18 protein-coding genes and 1 pseudogene are annotated in these 17,172 nt (G+C 42.3%); 13 read left to right on the forward strand and 6 right to left on the reverse strand.

Annotated elements, in window-relative coordinates:
- Positions 1-43: 43 nt before the first annotated feature.
- The 4 genes from ACTQWB_RS06950 (at position 44) to ACTQWB_RS06965 (ending at position 3,522) form a co-directional block, all read left to right on the forward strand.
- The gene (locus ACTQWB_RS06950) at positions 44-751 is read left to right on the forward strand and encodes a LytR/AlgR family response regulator transcription factor (RefSeq protein ID WP_441501238.1); all 708 of its coding nucleotides are present in this window, start codon (positions 44-46) and stop codon (positions 749-751) included.
- On the forward strand, positions 751-2,061 hold the full coding sequence (locus ACTQWB_RS06955) for an ATP-binding protein (protein WP_441501239.1): 1,311 nt from the start codon (positions 751-753) through the stop codon (positions 2,059-2,061). The genes ACTQWB_RS06950 and ACTQWB_RS06955 overlap by 1 nt, the downstream gene beginning before the upstream one ends.
- Before the next feature lie 194 nt (positions 2,062-2,255).
- Entirely contained in the window at positions 2,256-2,894 is a 639-nt protein-coding gene (locus ACTQWB_RS06960; protein ID WP_441501240.1) for a dihydrofolate reductase family protein, read from the forward strand.
- On the forward strand, positions 2,884-3,522 hold the full coding sequence (locus ACTQWB_RS06965) for an EFR1 family ferrodoxin (RefSeq protein WP_441501241.1): 639 nt from the start codon (positions 2,884-2,886) through the stop codon (positions 3,520-3,522). The genes ACTQWB_RS06960 and ACTQWB_RS06965 overlap by 11 nt, the downstream gene beginning before the upstream one ends.
- 278 nt (positions 3,523-3,800) lie before the next feature.
- Here ACTQWB_RS06965 and ACTQWB_RS06970 read toward each other — a convergent pair.
- Positions 3,801-4,130 (reverse strand): annotated as a pseudogene (locus ACTQWB_RS06970) (transposase); the annotation flags it as partial.
- Between the two features lie 172 nt (positions 4,131-4,302).
- Here ACTQWB_RS06970 and ACTQWB_RS06975 point away from each other — a divergent pair.
- The 4 genes from ACTQWB_RS06975 (at position 4,303) to ACTQWB_RS06990 (ending at position 8,829) form a co-directional block, all read left to right on the forward strand.
- Positions 4,303-4,560 carry a hypothetical protein gene (locus tag ACTQWB_RS06975; RefSeq protein ID WP_441501242.1) on the forward strand — a complete coding sequence of 86 codons (258 nt, stop codon included), beginning with the start codon at positions 4,303-4,305 and terminating at the stop codon, positions 4,558-4,560.
- Between the two features lie 500 nt (positions 4,561-5,060).
- Positions 5,061-5,420 (forward strand): nitrous oxide-stimulated promoter family protein, encoded by a 360-nt coding sequence (locus ACTQWB_RS06980; RefSeq protein WP_441501243.1) that lies wholly within the window; start codon positions 5,061-5,063, stop codon positions 5,418-5,420.
- Complete coding sequence (locus ACTQWB_RS06985) at positions 5,417-6,988, forward strand: ABC transporter ATP-binding protein/permease (protein WP_441501244.1); 1,572 nt, start codon at positions 5,417-5,419, stop codon at positions 6,986-6,988. Before ACTQWB_RS06980 ends, ACTQWB_RS06985 begins: the two co-directional genes overlap by 4 nt.
- On the forward strand, positions 6,988-8,829 hold the full coding sequence (locus ACTQWB_RS06990; protein ID WP_441501245.1) for an amino acid ABC transporter ATP-binding/permease protein: 1,842 nt from the start codon (positions 6,988-6,990) through the stop codon (positions 8,827-8,829). Before ACTQWB_RS06985 ends, ACTQWB_RS06990 begins: the two co-directional genes overlap by 1 nt.
- A 214-nt stretch (positions 8,830-9,043) precedes the next feature.
- Here the strand turns inward: ACTQWB_RS06990 and ACTQWB_RS06995 are convergent, their stop codons facing one another.
- Positions 9,044-9,322, reverse strand: a complete 279-nt coding sequence (locus ACTQWB_RS06995; RefSeq protein WP_441501246.1) for a helix-turn-helix domain-containing protein — start codon at positions 9,320-9,322, stop codon at positions 9,044-9,046.
- A gap of 104 nt (positions 9,323-9,426) precedes the next feature.
- Between ACTQWB_RS06995 and ACTQWB_RS07000 the strand changes: the two genes are divergently transcribed.
- The 4 genes from ACTQWB_RS07000 (at position 9,427) to ACTQWB_RS07015 (ending at position 11,518) form a co-directional block, all read left to right on the forward strand.
- Complete coding sequence (locus ACTQWB_RS07000; protein ID WP_441501247.1) at positions 9,427-9,648, forward strand: hypothetical protein; 222 nt, start codon at positions 9,427-9,429, stop codon at positions 9,646-9,648.
- 149 nt (positions 9,649-9,797) lie between these two features.
- On the forward strand, positions 9,798-10,355 hold the full coding sequence (locus ACTQWB_RS07005; RefSeq protein ID WP_441501248.1) for an RNA polymerase sigma factor: 558 nt from the start codon (positions 9,798-9,800) through the stop codon (positions 10,353-10,355).
- Positions 10,259-11,149 (forward strand): tetratricopeptide repeat protein, encoded by an 891-nt coding sequence (locus ACTQWB_RS07010; protein WP_441501249.1) that lies wholly within the window; start codon positions 10,259-10,261, stop codon positions 11,147-11,149. Before ACTQWB_RS07005 ends, ACTQWB_RS07010 begins: the two co-directional genes overlap by 97 nt.
- Before the next feature lie 24 nt (positions 11,150-11,173).
- Positions 11,174-11,518: a hypothetical protein gene (locus tag ACTQWB_RS07015; protein WP_441501250.1), complete on the forward strand. Its 345-nt coding sequence runs from the start codon at positions 11,174-11,176 to the stop codon at positions 11,516-11,518.
- Positions 11,519-11,643: 125 nt separating this feature from the next.
- Here ACTQWB_RS07015 and gpmI read toward each other — a convergent pair whose 3' ends face one another.
- From gpmI to ACTQWB_RS07035, 4 genes are all read right to left on the reverse strand, one after another.
- Complete coding sequence (gene gpmI, locus ACTQWB_RS07020) at positions 11,644-13,185, reverse strand: 2,3-bisphosphoglycerate-independent phosphoglycerate mutase (protein ID WP_441501251.1); 1,542 nt, start codon at positions 13,183-13,185, stop codon at positions 11,644-11,646.
- 134 nt (positions 13,186-13,319) lie between these two features.
- Positions 13,320-14,621, reverse strand: coding sequence for a homoserine dehydrogenase (locus ACTQWB_RS07025; RefSeq protein WP_441501252.1), 1,302 nt, complete (start codon positions 14,619-14,621; stop codon positions 13,320-13,322).
- A 284-nt stretch (positions 14,622-14,905) separates the two neighbouring features.
- Positions 14,906-15,205: a hypothetical protein gene (locus ACTQWB_RS07030; RefSeq protein ID WP_441501253.1), complete on the reverse strand. Its 300-nt coding sequence runs from the start codon at positions 15,203-15,205 to the stop codon at positions 14,906-14,908.
- A gap of 119 nt (positions 15,206-15,324) precedes the next feature.
- A complete protein-coding gene (locus ACTQWB_RS07035) occupies positions 15,325-15,459 on the reverse strand; it encodes a pilus assembly FimT family protein (protein WP_441501254.1) in 135 nt (44 codons plus the stop codon).
- A gap of 286 nt (positions 15,460-15,745) precedes the next feature.
- Here ACTQWB_RS07035 and ACTQWB_RS07040 point away from each other — a divergent pair, with 286 nt between their 5' ends.
- Positions 15,746-17,086 (forward strand): MATE family efflux transporter, encoded by a 1,341-nt coding sequence (locus ACTQWB_RS07040; RefSeq protein ID WP_441501255.1) that lies wholly within the window; start codon positions 15,746-15,748, stop codon positions 17,084-17,086.
- The last annotated feature ends 86 nt before the right edge of the window (positions 17,087-17,172 follow it).

The following is a 17,172-nucleotide window of genomic DNA, read 5'->3' on the forward strand; positions in this document are numbered from 1 at the left end:
TTAATATTTAATATGAAGGGGAAACTACGAAGGGGATGAAAACATGATCTGTATTGGTCTGGTGGATGATGAGCTTGCTCATTTACAAAAAATGCATACTTTTTTACAACAATATGAAAAAGAACATAATGTGAAATTCGATATACAGGAATTTCACAATGGGCTGAACTTTGTAGAGGATTACAAGGGAAATCTGGATGTTGTGTTTATGGATATTGAGATGCCCCATATGGATGGAATGACTGCTGCACGCAGGATCAGGGAAAAGGATGCCAATCTGGGAATCATATTTGTTACCAATATGGCACAATATGCGATAAACGGCTATGAGGTAAACGCAATTGATTTCATTGTAAAGCCAATCAGCTATTATGTATTTGCGGACAAACTGGAGAAGGCAATCCGTTTTTCGAAATTAAAAGCGGAGAAAGAACTGGTACTCCAGACAGAGGATGCAATCGTGAGAATCACCTCCGCAGAGCTGTATTATGTTGAAAAGGATAAAAATTATCTGATCTACCATACGAAAACAGATCAGTATCGTGTGCGGGGAACTCTGGTGGGACTGGAGAAGGAACTTCAGAATGAGGGCTTTTCCAAATGCATTAATGGATGCCTGGTAAACCTGCGGTATATGACCAGGTTTGTAAAAGATACAGTATGGGTGGGAACAACAGAACTTCCTGTAAGCAGGAATCGTAAAAAGGAATTCAGGGAAAATTTTTTGAAGTTTCTGGGAGGTAGTTGCTGATGGAAAATGTATTATTTATTTCCTGTATCCGTTTTTCCATGCAGTTATTGATTTCGGAATATCCGTACACTACGTCATGGAAAAAGAGAAAAGCTTTTGGAGTGCAGCTTGTGGCAGGGCTTTTGGCCTATTTGCTGGCAGCAACTGTAGTTTATAAGATTGCAACTGGTATACCATTTTCCAGTCCTGTGGTGGTGATCCTGTATTATCTGGCTCTTTTTGGTCTCAGCCTTGGCCTTATGCAGATCTGCTTTGAAACCACCTGGGAGGAACTGCTGTTTGCAGGAGTCTGTGGATATGCAACCCAGCATATTGCATTTGCCTGTGTCACCATAGTTACACAGCTTGCAGAAAATTCTTTTAATACAATAGAGGATTTTCTGTTTATCCGGCTGCTTCCCTATGTATGTGCTTCCGCAATTGCCTATTTTGGGCTGATCCGGAGAAATGCAGGCCAGATTGAATTCAAAAAAAGAGATATCCGACAGATCTGGCTGGCATTTGGAATCTTATCTACGGTGATCATAATAAGCGTGCTTGTAGATTATGATTTTTTACGAAAAGATGCACTTTTTATGCAGAATGTTTTCTGCAAGATCTATGCGATCACCTGTAGTATATTTGCCATATTTATTGCATTTTTCCTGTCCAGACAGAACCATATCCAGCATGAAAACGAGATTATGGAGAGTATGCTGCATAACATTGCGGAACAGCAAATGCTTTCCCAGGAAACTATAAATCTGATCAATATCAAATGCCATGACTTGAAATACCGTATTTCCAAGATTCCCAGTATTACAGACGAAAAAGACCAGCTGGAATACATAAACAGTGTAAAAGATACAGTTGCCATTTACGATAATATTTTTCAGACAGGCAACAATGCCCTTGACCTGGTGCTTACGGAGAAAAGCCTGAGATGCAACGAATATAATATCAAATTCAGCTGTATGGCAGATGGAAAAGAGATTTTTTTTATGGGTTCCACAGATCTCTATGCGCTTCTGGGAAACTTGATGGACAATGCAATCGAGAGTGTGTTAAAAGAGGAGAATGAAGAAAAGCAGATCATCAGTTTAAATATCAGTAACCGAAATGGTGGATGCCATTTGCATATGGAAAACTATTGTACCGATTCGGTGGAGTTTGTAGATGGACTTCCAGTGACGACAAAAGCAGATAAGGATTATCATGGCTTTGGTGTGAGAAGCATCCGGTATATTACGCAGAAATACTATGGCGATCTTCTCATGCGTTCAGAAAACAACAGATTTCTCACAGATATTATTTTTTATCAGGATCTATAATACCAGTTTTACCACCAGAACAGCCAGAAAAACCAGTTTTTGTTTTTCGGGCTGTTTTTATGTTATCTTTTCCTCATCAAATGAGTAACTGCTAGAGCGTGTTTGAAAAAGATTTTCTGTAAAATATCTGGCACCCAGCAGTTATACAAATAAAAACTCAGGAGGAGAAAGAGTATGGGAAATGTTGACGTTGCATGGGAAGATGTCATAAATGTCATTCAGATGATCCAGACACATATCACGCAGAAGCGTGGCTATATGGTCCAATAACTACAGAAGAATTTACAGACTGGAAAAAGCCATTACTGAATCCAGATTTAGAGACGAATGTTCCAGACGGTGACTTTATTGCGCAAAACCATGCGGAACTTTATTACGTTTCACTGGATACGCAAGGAGAGATTGGATGGGAGTCTGGAACTTTCCGAAAAGCTGGACGTCCGGATGCTCATGTGATCGAGATTCTGACGGAAAACACACCAACAGCATATCGGGGATATCTTCGTGAAAAAGGCGTTTCTTATATTCTCGCAGGAAAAGAAACACTGGATGCAAAAACAGCCTCGGAAAAACTGTACCGCTTCTTTGGGATTGATACGATGCTGAGCTGTGGTGGCGGAACGGTAAACTGGACTTTTTTACAGCAGGGATGTGTAGATGAATTAAGCCTGATCCTTGCATCGGCAGCTGATGGAAATCCGGATACGGTGACAGTATTTGAAAAATCAGAGTTTCTTTCAGACAGTGTACCAGTTGAATTTCAACTGAAAAATGTGGAAAAGCTGGAGAAAAATAGCATACGGTTGGTATATACAGTAAAGTATGAAGAATAAGGGAGAGTGTGAAAATGGTATTTTATTTTACAGGAAACAGTTTATACATAGCAAAACAAATCGAGTCAGAACCAGTGAGTATTCCGCAGGTCATGGTGGTGCTGCAGAGCTGGCAAAGAAATATTGTGAGGCATGTGGAGTCCATGTCAATTATATCAATGTGATCGTCATGGTAGATAACTGGCTGCCAAGTTTTGATATGAATGAGCAGAAAAAAATTGATAAGAAGATTCCGCAGCAGTTGGCACCGATCCTTGCAGATTTGTCATCCCACAAAGAGCAGATATCAGAGGTTACAGAACAAGACCGTATGGCACATCAGCAGTTCCTAAGCCGTATGGCTCAGCTTCCGGCAGATGCATGGCAGCATCTAATCAGAATGACAGAAAAATGTACCGGTTGCGGAATCTGTGAAAAAGTCTGTCCGTCTGCTTCTATAAAAATTGAAGAAGGAAAAGCGGTTCATATCCCTGGAAATTGTCAGACCTGTCTGGCCTGTGTCCATGCCTGCCCGGCAAAAGCAATCCAGTTAAATATGCCAGAAAAAAATCCAGAGGCCCGTTATCGTAATGAACATATTTTTCTGCAGGAAATTATTGCATCGAATTGCCAGACGGATAGAAAATAGTTCAGACTGTGAAATAAACCCCACAGTTATAACCGTAAGGTAAATAGTCTATAAAAAATCGGAACTTCCCAGGAGGTTCCGGCTTTTTTATAATAACTATAATAAAATCAGGGTATAAGGGAAAATAATTCAATTAATAAAAGACTATAGGTAATTGCGAAACAAGTTCGCAATCCCGATTAAAAATGCGGTAAAAATCCTGCATTGCAGGATTTTTAAGATGAAAAAGTGGCTGGCTTGAAATTCTGGCATGAAAAAAGACTTCCCAGATGAACTGCGAAACGTGTAAATTTGGAACCATCCGGAACAACATCAAAACCGCAGAAATCACGTAGCTCCTGAGAGTATTTGAGAAATACGATCAGTAGTGTATCCGTTGGGATTGAGAAAATACGCTGGATCAGAAGTGCCTTAAGCATTGGATAAAGCTGATGTTTGCGAGGTCTTCCGGTGCTGGCGTGAAAGTGAGAAACAAAAGAAACAGGAACAATTTCATTAAGGTTAATGGCTTCATCAAGAAGTGAAAAAAACTGATATTTGTCGTTGTCGAATTTATTCTGGCAATTTTCAAAAATTTCTGCCAAAGTGAGCTGTTTATATGTTATCATGTAGGTATATCTCCTTTAGGTGGATTGGTTAATTAGTTTCTAGGCAATTCTATTTTACCATAAACCTTGAGGAGATATTTTATTTTTAACAAGAAAAAATGCCGTGTTTATGCGGCTTTTGGCGTTTCGCAAACGCCTAAATAGGAAAAAGAAAGGCAAGGAGAAGATAACAATGAAAGTTTTACTGGTAAATGGAAGTCCTCATAAAAAAGGGTGTACATACACCGCACTTTGTGACAAGCAGGCCCGCAGCAACCTGATGTGGGATTCTGCAATGGCAGAAAATGGTGTGCTGAAATGCGGCAGACTGACCGATTTCCAGGCGCACCAGATCGAGCATCAGCTGGGAGCGTATACAGACTGTAACCATGGTCAGGGACTTGCTGTGATCCAGCTGGTATATTACCGCCATATTGTAAAAGATGCATAGGAAAAATTTGCCCGTCTGGGACAGGCCGTCTTTGGCGTTTCCACAGGAGAAGAAGCTGTAGATGCACTGGAAGCTTTTGTAAAAGAATGTAAGCTTCCATCCAGACTGGGTGAACTGAAATCCAAAGTGGAGATCACACCGGAAATTCTCCGCAAAGTTGCTGATACCAGCAATATTATCAAATGCAATCCAAGACAGCTGACAGCTGACGAAATCTATGAGATTCTGATGGAGTGCAGATAGGAACACTCTCTAGCCAGTTTAAAACCGAATATCAAGAACATGCCACAATCCTTAAAGTAATAGGACTGTGGCATTTTTTGTGCCAGAGATGCGCGCTTGTCTTCTTTTTATTGACATTGTCAGATGCGATGTGTTATCTTCTAAACGTATGTTAGCTGAAAATAACCGAAAAACAACAAAACTAATTTCAAATTCATAAAACTAACACAGAAAGACCTTACGAAAAAATATAGGAGGAATTGCCAACAGGAGTGAAGATGAATAAAGTTGAAAAGAAACGCCAGAAAGAGCAGTATGTGGTAGAGGAAATGATTCGTCTATACTGCAGGAAAAACCATTGGGAGAAGGGGCAGCAGATGGAAACACTCTGCCCTGTCTGTGCGGAACTTGCAGATTATGCAAAAAGCCGGAGCCTGAAATGTCCATTTATGGAAGAAAAAACGTTTTGCTCAAACTGCACGGTACACTGCTATAAACCCCAAATGCGGGAACGGATCAGACAGGTAATGCGGTTCTCTGGACCAAGAATGCTGCTGTATCACCCGGTTCTTGCCATATGGCATCTGATCAGCAGCAAAAGAGAAGTTAAGAAAAGGAAAAAGGGTAACGGTTTATGATCAAAACAAGACTGATAGGGCTTTTGTCCCATGCAAAAAAATATATCGTATACACGATTCTGTGGCAATGGCTGGCTCTTTTGTCACAGGTACTGGCAGTTTTTTCTATTGCCGATTTATTGGAGAAGGTGGTAGCGGACACAGTGACGTTACCATTTGTGGAACGCACGATATTAATTCTGGCGCTGACTGTATTTCTTCGTTTTCTCTGTGAACGGATGGGTGCGAGATTCTCTTATCTGGCGTGTGTGGATGTGAAACGGATCCTGCGGGAAAAAATCTATGAAAAAATGCTCAAATTGGGTGCGTCTTACAGAGAAATGGTGTCTTCATCGGAAGTAGTACAGGTTTGCACAGAGGGCGTTGAGCAGTTGGAAACCTACTTTGGAAAATATCTTCCACAGTTATTTTACAGTCTGCTTGCGCCATTGACGTTATTCGTGATCCTTTGCAAAGTAAGTTTAAAAGCCAGCGTGATCCTTTTGATCTGTGTGCCGTTGATCCCTGTTTCCATTGTAGTGGTACAGAAGATTGCAAAGAAATTACTGAATAAGTATTGGAGTATTTATACAGGACTTGGCGATTCTTTTCTTGAAAACCTGCAAGGGCTGACAACTCTGAAAATTTATCAGGCAGATCAGTTAAAAGCAGATGAAATGGATGTGGAATCCCAGAATTTCCGGCGGATCACCATGAAAGTGCTGACCATGCAGCTTAATTCCACCAGTGTAATGGATATTGTGGCGTATGGTGGTGCTGCAATCGGAATGGCAGTTGGTGTTTCTGAATTTTTGAAAGGAAATCTTGGTTTGTCAGGAACCTTATGCATTGTATTGCTCGCCAGTGAGTTTTTCCTGCCACTGCGTCTGCTGGGCTCTTTTTTCCATATAGCAATGAACGGGATGGCAGCAAGTGACAGGATTTTCAAAATATTAGATTTACCTGAACCGCAGAATGGCGGGAAGACTTTGCAGGCAGGGCCGCTGGATGTATCTTTGAAGAAAGTTTCTTTTTCTTATGAAGAAGGAAGGGAAATCCTGAAAGAAATTAATCTGGAGCTGCCTGCTGGAAGCTTTGTGTCCCTGGTTGGAGAATCAGGCTGTGGAAAGAGTACGATTGCCGGAATTCTGGTGGCAAAAAACAGGGGATATTCCGGGGAAATTCTGATTGGTGGTGTGAAGCTTTCTGAAGTGAAGGAAGCAGATCTGATGAAACATGTGGTATTAGTACGGCACAACAGTTATCTGTTTAAGGGAACTGTGGAAGAAAATTTGCGAATGGCAAAGCCAAATGCAACAAAAGAAGAGATGGAAGCAGTTCTTCAGAAGGTGAATTTATTGGGCTTTTTGCAGACACAGGAGGGCTTGCAGACCAGACTTCTGGAAAAAGCGGGCAACCTGTCAGGAGGGCAGTGCCAGAGACTGGCGCTTGCAAGGGCACTTTTGAAAGATGCTGCAATTTATATATGTGGAAGGCATGAAGAGCTAATGCAGCAAAATGGTGCATACAGACATCTGTATGACAGCCAGATAATATTGGAAAATTATGGAAAGGAGGGCAAGGCGTAATGAACGGAGAAATACATGCAAATACAAAACGTAGAAGTGCTATTCGGATTATGGGAAGTCTGATCGGACTGGTGAAACCTCTTCTGCACATTATGCTGGCAGCAATTATTCTGGGAACAGCCGGATATTTATGTGCGATCTTTTTGACAATTCTGGCAGGACAGGTTATTGTGAAAGGACTTTTCACAGGCGTGACAGGAATTATGGTTCCGGCAAATGAAATGTGGCTGTCAGGTAGTTCTGTGAAAACTATAATTACCATAATGCTGGTGATTGCCGTATTACGTGGAATTTTACATTATGCGGAGCAGTACTGTAATCATTTTATTGCGTTTAAGCTTTTGGCAATTATCCGTCATAAAGTATTTGCAGCACTGAGAGAACTTTGCCCGGCAAAACTGGAAGGACGTGATAAAGGAAATCTGATTTCCATTATTACAACGGATATTGAACTGCTGGAAGTATTTTATGCGCATACCATTTCTCCCATTGCAATTGCCGCGCTGACATCCCTGATTATGGTGATTTTTATAGGGGGATATCACTGGGCAGCAGGAATACTTGCAATGGCTGCATATTTAATCGTTGGTGTCTGGATTCCCTTATGGAATGGGAAAAAAGGAAGCCAGACGGGAATGGAATTTCGCACTGGTTTCGGAGAACTGAACAGCTTTGTACTGGATTCTCTTCGAGGGCTGGATGAGACGATTCAGTATGGGCAGGGAAAAGAGCGGAAAAAAGAAATGTCCAGGCGTTCCGGAGAACTGGCTGGAATGCAGAAAAATCTGAGCAAAATGGAAGGATCCCAGCGTTCCGTTACCAATCTGGTAATCCTATTGGCATCTTTTGGAATGCTGGCGCTAACAGTATGGCTATATACAAAAGGAGAAATCGGTTTTGATGGAACTTTAACCTGTACCATTACAATGATGGGCTCCTTTGGACCAGTCGTTGCCCTCTCCAGTCTTTCCAATAATCTGAACCAGACTCTGGCAAGCGGCGAACGGGTGCTTTCCCTGCTTGAGGAAAAGCCTCTGGTAGAAGAGCTTGTGGAGAATGTTGTGGGTGAGAATGCAAATTCTGAATTATCTGGTGAAAAAAATGGGAAACATAAATTATTTGGGAAAAATACCGTGAACCATGAATTTACCGGAGCAAAAGCAAGAAATGTAACATTTGGCTATAGGATAAATGGTCAGGCAGAAAATGGAATGGTTACTGGGAATCCAAAGGAAGAGGTTATTCTGGATAATTATTCCTTGAAATTACAGCCAGGCCGGATCACAGGAATCCACGGCGCCAGCGGTTCCGGAAAGTCTACCTTATTAAAACTGTTAATGCGTTTCTGGGATGTACAGGCGGGAAGCATCTCTGTGGATGACAGGGATGTCAGAAAGATTCCTACCAGACAGCTGCGTAATATGGAAAGTTATGTGACACAGGAGACACACCTGTTCCATGATTCCATTGCAAATAATATTGCAATTGCAAAACCAGGAGCAGCAAGAGAGGAAATCATAGAGGCTGCAAAGAAAGCGTCAATTCATGATTTTATCCTTTCCCTTCCAAAGGGATATGATACAGAAGTGGGAGAACTTGGCGATACATTATCAGGAGGAGAAAAGCAGAGGATTGGGATTGCAAGGGCATTTCTTCATGATGCTCCTATGCTGCTTATGGATGAGCCTACTTCGAATCTGGATTCCCTGAATGAAGGGATTATTTTGAAAGCGCTGAAAGAATCTGCGCAGAAAAAAACGGTTGTGCTGGTATCTCACAGAGTTTCCACCATGAATGTGGCTGATGTGGTGTACGAAATGGAGAATGGAAGAATTTCCTAAATGTTATAAAATAAGTGTCACCGCCTAAAAAATACAGGCCGGTGGCACTCTTTTTTTGCTGATATGAAAATGCAAACGGAATTTTTTAAAATGGACAGAACAATATGTTCTAATAAAAGATAACCTTAAATATTATTCATCAGAAATGTGATTAGCGAAAGGGAAATTCGTATATTATATGTATGCCTGTATATTTCAGGAGAGTGAAATTCCTTTATTTCACGGAAGACTTCTTAGAATGTGTTGCTGCGGCCTCCTCTTTTGCGGCTCTGATTGCTGTAGCCTCTGGCGATGGTTCCGGTACATATTCAACAATGTCTCCAAGATCACAGTTTAAAATAGAGCAAAGCCGGGCTAATGAATAAATTTCCACATTTTCATTATTTCGAAGTCTTAGAAGAAGCCTTTTATCAACTCCGCATTTATGGATAAGATAGTATTGTGAAATATGGCGCTTTTTCAAGGTCTCCCAGAATCTGTCGTATTTTATCATTGTTCAAATTCCTGTCCATTTTGTTCTTGCCATATTTCTATTATGGGTTTAAAATCGAAAATATAACAGGGTGATTATAAACACCCTATCTGGGAGGGTAAACTATGCGAAAAGCATTAAAAATAGCAGCTTCTGTTGTGCTTGTAACTGTATTATCTGCGTGTCTTTTTTATTGTCTGGTGGCTGGTGCCGGAGAGGGCGCGACCATATATGTCATTATGGCAGCCATTTTATCCATTGCCATTTCAGTGGCATTATGTCTGGGCTTTTTATATATCCGTCATCTTCAGAAGTTGCTGAAGGAGTTAAGCGAAATAAAAGAATGATCGTGTTCAGACAATATCATTGATTTTTCTGTAATTGACGAAATCTGCCGGTTTCCCCTATAATAAAAATATTATGATGCCAAGGTCAAACGGTCAGGTTCTGAACAGATACCTGATATTAGAAATTCACTCTGGACATGGGGAAACGTATGGAAAAGAAGGAAGGCACAAAAGCAGTATCCGACAGGGAGTTTCTGGAAATACTGGAGCAGGACCCATCGCGGGGAATGGAGCTGCTGATCGGGCAGTATTCAGGTCTTTTATGGAGTCTGGTGAGCAGATACCTGGATAACCAGGAGGATCAGAAGGACTGCATAAATGAAACCTTTGAACAATTTTACTATAACCGGAAGCGGTTTGATCCTGGGAGAGGTTCTTTGTCCGCCTATCTGGCCGGAATGCTTCAGAAGCGTGCTGTTTCTTTGTACCGGAAGAATTCCGTACGCAAATGGGAAGAATTATCAGATTCTTATCCGGCTGATGAATCTGAACTGGATTGTCTGGACTGGAGTCTGGATTTGCAGCAGGCTCTGGAGGCTTTGAAACCAGAAGAATTTGAGCTGATCCGGATGAAATATTATGAAGGGATGAAAGGAGGAGCAAAGGAAAGATGGCGAAAGCAAAAAAAGTCAAAGTTGACCCCAATATCATTGATTACTATGCCCTCTATAACCTTACAAGAGGTGCGGACAGTAAGACTTTGGTAAGTCAGCTGCGTAAGAAACAGGGAGAAATCAAGCAGATGATGTCCTGTAGTGCAACTGGAAGTGAGAGCGTTATGGAGGAGCTTCTGAAACAGGATAAGCTTGTCACAGCTGCAATCAGGATTTTTAAAAACCAAGAGAAGCTGGAAGAGTATAATGCACAGCTGGATGCTGCAATTGCAAATGGAACTCTGAATACGGAGGCTCAGGAAGCAGCACAATCTGCATTAGATGAGATTGAGAGTCTGTTCCTTAAGGGAAATTATAATGCAGTAATTAAAAAATGCCGGACTGCGATTAATGAAAATGGTGCAAATGCCAAGCTTTATAACTTCCTTGCACAGAGTTATTATATGGTGGATCAGGGGTCGGCCCTGGCAGCAGTGGATGAATTTGTAAAGGCGTTTCCGAAAGATGCTGATGCCCTGGATATGGGTGTCAGATACAATATCCTGGTACATAATGATATGGACAAAGCCCAGGATTATCTGAACCGGATTCATGAATATTATACCGATTCAGCTCTGGCGGCCATTGACCAGATTTATATTCATCTTGCCCAGAGAAATACAGAGATGGCATTTAAAGAAATTGATGCCTTTGTTTCTGCAAACCCATCCAACCAGGATTTCAGAAAGAATATCGCTTATGATATGATTGGATTCTGTTCCAAATTGTATGCATGCGTGGACTACGAAGGAGATGAAATCGCCTTCCTTACAAGTGATGAGGATTATCAGCTTTGCAAAGCTATGGCAGAAAAAGCGGCTGCGGTATATTATGATCCGAAAGTATAGAGTTATGTGGAATACACCAATCATATGGGTGAGGTTGAGTTTAATCAGGACAACAAGTCGAATATAAGATGGACCATGTTTGCAGCCTGGGTTTATGGTATTGGCGGAATAATGGGACTTTCAGCGGGTGGCTCTGCAGCAGGCTGTATTGTAGTTATTTTACTTGCAGCAGCGTGTGTATACTCTAGCGTAATGCTCCATAAGGTAAGCAAACGTCCATATTGGCAGATTTATAAATATGAGCTTACCGGTGAGAGAGAACCAAAAGAAAGACGTTATATCCTCATTGGAAATATTATTGCCGGTTACATGAGATGGAGTGTGAAAATGGCATTTGGAGTGCTTAGACTGGTATTTAGCTTTGTATAATAAGGCCAATATAATTGTTATATGAACTCGATTTTTTATAACAATAATAACAAAAAAGAGGTGCTGGAAATAGATTCAGCGCCTCTTTTGTTACTACGTTATCTTTTGAGAGAAAGACAGTCTGATTATTTCTCCACCAGCAGTGATTTACCAGTCATCTCAGCCGGCTGTTCCATGCCCATAAGCTGAATCAGGGTCGGGATGATGTCTGCCAGGCAGCCATTCTCACGAAGGGTGTATTTCGAATCTGCGTTTACCAGAATGAATGGTACCGGGTTAGTGGTATGAGCGGTGTATGGCTCGCCTGTCTCATAGTCTACAAGCTGCTCTGCGTTACCATGGTCAGCGCAGATGAACATCTGTCCGTCAACCTCCTTCAGAGCTTCAACGGCTTTACCTACGCACTGGTCAACAGCCTCAACAGCCTTGATGGCAGCTGCCTCTACACCTGTATGGCCAACCATATCCGGGTTTGCAAAGTTGATGATGATCACATCATATTTCTCAGATTTGATCGCTGCAACAAGCTTCTCGCAGACTTCTGGAGCGCTCATCTCTGGCTGAAGGTCATAGGTAGGAACCTTCGGGGATTTTACAAGGATTCTGTCCTCGCCCTTGTTTGGTTCCTCAACGCCGCCGTTGAAGAAGAAGGTTACGTGAGCATATTTCTCTGTCTCAGCAATACGGGCCTGAGTCATATTGTGGGCTGCAAGATATTCGCCGAAGGTATTGTGAAGCTGTACCTTGTGGAATGCAACCAGCTTATTTCCGATGGTATCATCGTAATCTGTGAAGCAGACATAGGTAAGATCAAGACGTTTCTCTCTTGCGAAGCCTGTGAATTCATCGTCACAGAAAGCTCTTGTGATCTCACGTGCACGGTCTGGACGGAAGTTGAAGAATACAACAGAGTCCTTGTCAGAAACAACAGCAACTGGTTTGCCATCTTTCTCGATAACAGTCGGAAGAACGAACTCATCTGTCTTGCCGTCGTCATAGGAAGCCTGTACAGCCTCGGCTGCGTTTGTTCCTTTCACGCCCTCGCCCTTGGTAAGTGCGTTGTAAGCAAGCTCAACACGATCCCAGCGGTTGTCACGGTCCATTGCATAATAACGTCCGGAAACAACACCGATCTCGCCTACGCCAAGCTCGTCCATCTTAGCCTGGAGCTGTTCGATATATCCTTTTCCAGAAGCCGGAGGAGTGTCACGGCCATCAAGGAAGCAGTGTACATAAACTTTTTTAAGTCCCTCTTTCTTCGCCATCTCAAGAAGTCCGAAAAGGTGGGTAATATGGCTGTGTACACCACCGTCAGAGAGAAGTCCCATAAAGTGGATGGCGGAATCATTCTCCTTAGCATTCTTCATAGCTGCAAGAAGTGCCTCGTTCTGGAAGAAATCACCGTCCTGGATCTCTTTGGTGATTCTGGTAAGCTCCTGGTATACGATACGGCCTGCGCCCATGTTCATATGACCAACCTCAGAGTTACCCATCTGGCCATCTGGAAGACCTACAGCCAGTCCGCTTGCGTTACCTTTTACAAAAGGATATTCAGCCATCAGCCTGTCCATGACAGGGGTATTTGCTTCGTATACCGCATTTGCGTCATGTCTTTCGTTCAGGCCATATCCGTCAAGAATCATTAAAACCGTTGGTTTTTTGCTCATAATGTGCTCCTTTATATTGAAAAAAATTCTTTCGTTACTCCTTATATATAGTATCAAAAATCCAGAATTTTTCAATCACAATTTTTCGGATTTTAAAGAATAATTTTTGGCAGTATTTTCCTGAAATATTCTATTTATTTCCCATAAACACGGATGGTCTTGGAAATACGTTTTACAGAAGACTTGTTGGAAAGCTCCTGGACAGCAGTCTTGAAGTCTCCTTCCCGGACTTTGGAAGTGATCACAACAACTTCTGCCAGGTGGTCATCCTGGTTCTGGCTGTCCTTCTGGATGATCTGCGCAATGCTTACGTGGTATTTGGCAAAAACCTCTGTCATTTCAGCCAGTACACCACAGCGGTCTTCCACATGGAGACGGAGGAAGTAGCGGTTGTAGGTATCCTCCATTTTTTTTACAGGAAGCTGTTTATAGCAGGTGCAGCCGATACGTCCGCAGCAGTCTGCTTCTATATTACGTACAATGTCAAAAATATCCCCTGCTACAGCGCTTGCAGTAGGAAGCTCACCTGCGCCACGGCCGAAGAACATGGCGTCTTCTACAGCGTCACCGTGAACAAAAACAGCGTTGTAGGAATCATTTACAGTTGCAAGCGGGTGGTCATTTGGAATCAGCATCGGGCAGACATAGGCTTCCACACCGGTATCGGTATTACGTGCCACTCCAAGAAGTTTGATGGCGCATCCCATTTCTTTGGCATAACGGATGTCCTTGGCAGAAATCTTGGTGATTCCCTCAATATATACATCATCAAAGACAACTCTGGAATTAAAGGCTACACTGGCCAGAATGGCAACCTTGCGGCCGGCGTCAAGTCCGTCGATATCGGCAGTAGGATCTGCCTCTGCATAGCCAAGCTTGGTGGCAAGAGCCAGAGCATCTTTAAATTCCATATTTTCCTGTGACATCTTGGTAAGGATGAAGTTTGTGGTTCCGTTTACGATTCCCATAACTTCACTCATATGGTTGCCTGCAAGACATTGTTTCAGAGGGCGGATAATAGGGATTCCGCCTGCTACAGCTGCCTCGAAAAGGAAATCTACGTGGGAAGCTTTAGCGGCATCCATAAGCTCTTTTCCGTGGACTGCGATCAGATCCTTGTTGGCAGTTACCACATGCTTTCCAGCGCGGAGAGCATCCAGGATGTAGGTTCTGGCTGGCTCGATTCCGCCGATCAGTTCGATTACGATATCAATAGAAGAATCCTGTTTAATATCTTCCCAGCTGTTGGTGAGGATTGCAGGATCATCAATCTTTGCTGCTGCTTTTTCCAGGTTGCGGACAAGGATCCTGGTTATTTTAACCTTGCAGCCGATCTTGGCAGTCATTTCCTCTTCCTGGCTTTTCAGAACCTTGTAAACTCCGGTTCCAACTGTTCCAAGCCCAAGCAGGGCTGCATTTATAACTTTTTCTTCCATGGGGGAACTCCCTTCTTTATATGAATAGTAAATGGCAATGTCTGCTTATGCAGATATTGCCATAAATGAAAGTCCATTGTATTTGTAATTCGGACTGCTGTCCAGAACTTTCATGGTAAATGTAGACGGAGATGTCCAGTGTTGGTCTTCAGCAAGTATGACGTATATTTTACTGGAAATATCATTTGGCTGTAGAATACTGCGTGTAAGCGGTAAAAAGACATATGTATCTCGCATACTAACAATTTATGTGTTTCTTATAGTATGGCAGATTGGACCATTTGTCAAGAGGACAAAATATCATGGAGAGAGTGGTGTGTCCAGATCCTCCCAGCTGTATTTTTTGTTGTTTCAGCAGCAAAAGAAGATGGCGTGCCAGTGCCTTCATAATAATAACTTTCACCATTGCCGTATACAACCACACCGTACCAGGTGACGGAAGGGGATTTTTGTTTTACCTTTGAATTGTTAGATACACCGTAAGGTCTCAGATAAATAAACAAATTCTTGCCTAGCGGGTTGTTATCTTCGACTTTTTTTCCTTTAACCAGGACATTTTCCCACTTACCATTCACAAAACCCATGTTAATGCCTCCGGATGTTACAGAAATTGCATAGCCCATATCATCCTTCAGGAAAGTAAGTGTTCCATCATTTATAATATTGGTTATGGCAGACTTGATCGTCCGTGCATTGGCGATATCTACAGCCGTCTGGAGTTTTCCAGCTTTGATGCAAAGATGGGGATGGAACAGGAGACCAGAACGGCGATAACCGCTGTTGTGATGAGAAGCTCTGAGAGGGAAAAGCCTTTTGTGTGCCTTGCATTGTTTTTCATCGGTAAACCTCCATAAAAGGTATTTTAGAATTGAGTAAGCTGGTAGAATGGTGTTTGGGGAAAATAGCTAAGTTTTATTTTGTTCACTGTAACGGTAAATACTACTTTATATAATAGAAGTTTAGCCAGATACAGAATGTTTGTCCAGTATTTTTTACAAGAAAAGTACGAAAATCCATTTGGTTCTGAATTGTTACAAATATTTTTAAATAGGGCTTGAAAGTAGGATGGATATCGCATATAATCGCTCTCAAACGATATTTTTTCTTATGGAGGAAAACAAAAAATGCAGACAGATATGACTGTGGGAAAGCCTATGAAAATGCTGCTGAATTTTACCATTCCCGTATTTCTGGGAAATGTGTTCCAGCAGCTGTACAGCATGGCGGATGCGGTTATAGTCGGGAAGTTTGTAGGTACTAAGGGACTGGCAGCAGTAGGCGCCACAGGTACCATTACTTTCCTTATTATTGGGTTCCTGATGGGGCTTACCACAGGCTTTACCGTTCTTACGTCGCAGAAGTTTGGCGCAGGCAGAATGGATGAGATGCGAAAGACTGTGGGAAATGCAGCGATTCTTTCCGCTGTGATCGCGGCAATCATGACCGCAGTAAGTATGCTTGGGATGCACCGGCTGCTTGTTTTTATGCATACTCCGGAGGATATTTTTGATGGGGCATATGGATATATTATGATCATCTGTGCCGGCATTTTTACCCAGGTTCTGTATAATCTGGTATCCAGCATTTTAAGAGCACTTGGAAATAGTAAGACGCCGCTGTATTTTCTGATCCTGGCAGCAGGGCTGAATATTGTGCTTGATCTTGTGTTCATCATCTTTTTCCACTGGGGTGCACCAGGAGCAGCCTGGGCGACTGTTATCTCACAGGGAGTTTCAGGTGTTCTCTGTGTGATCTATATGTGGAAAGCAGTTCCGGAGCTTAAGATGAAAAAAGAAGACTGGTATTTTGACCGGAGTATTGCAGGTAAGCAGATCAGTGTGGGAATTCCTATGGGACTTCAGTATTCTATTACAGCGATCGGTACCATGATGGTGCAGAGTTCCCTGAATATTCTTGGATCTTATGCGGTTGCTGCATTTACGGCAGGGTCCAAGATCGAGAATATTTTTACCCAGGCCTTTGTGGCAATCGGTACTACAATGTCTACATACAATGCACAGAACATCGGGGCACGTAAGCTGGAACGTGTGCGCCAGGGCTTCCGTTGTGCAGATGTGATCGGATGTGCCTATGCGGTAGTTACCGGATTTATTCTGTTTTTTGTTGGAAAATATTTTTCCTATCTGTTTATTTCCGACAATGCAGATGTGGTAATTCCAATGGTAGAGACATATCTACGTTGTGTGGGAATGTTTATGATTCCTCTTTATATAGTGAACTGCTATCGGAATGGTTTCCAGGGAATGGGCTATGGACTGCTTCCAATGCTTTCAGGCGTGGCAGAACTGGTGGGAAGAGGTGTGATGGCAGTTGTTGCTGCGAATAAGGAGAGCTATACCATGGCATGTATGGCAAGTCCATTTGCATGGATCGTAGCTACTGTCCTTCTTATTGTACTTTACTTCTATGTAATGAAAGATATGAAGAAAAAGCTGTGTCTGTAGCGAAAATCCAGAAACTGTGAATTACAGACAGGCAGAAAATATTTCATAAAATATATGTGTCAAATAAAACCAGGTCCATTAGGTTT

It is taken from the genome of Blautia sp. HCP3S3_H10_2 (assembly GCF_052122375.1).
In the GTDB taxonomy this organism is placed as follows: Bacteria; Bacillota; Clostridia; order Lachnospirales; family Lachnospiraceae; genus Blautia_A.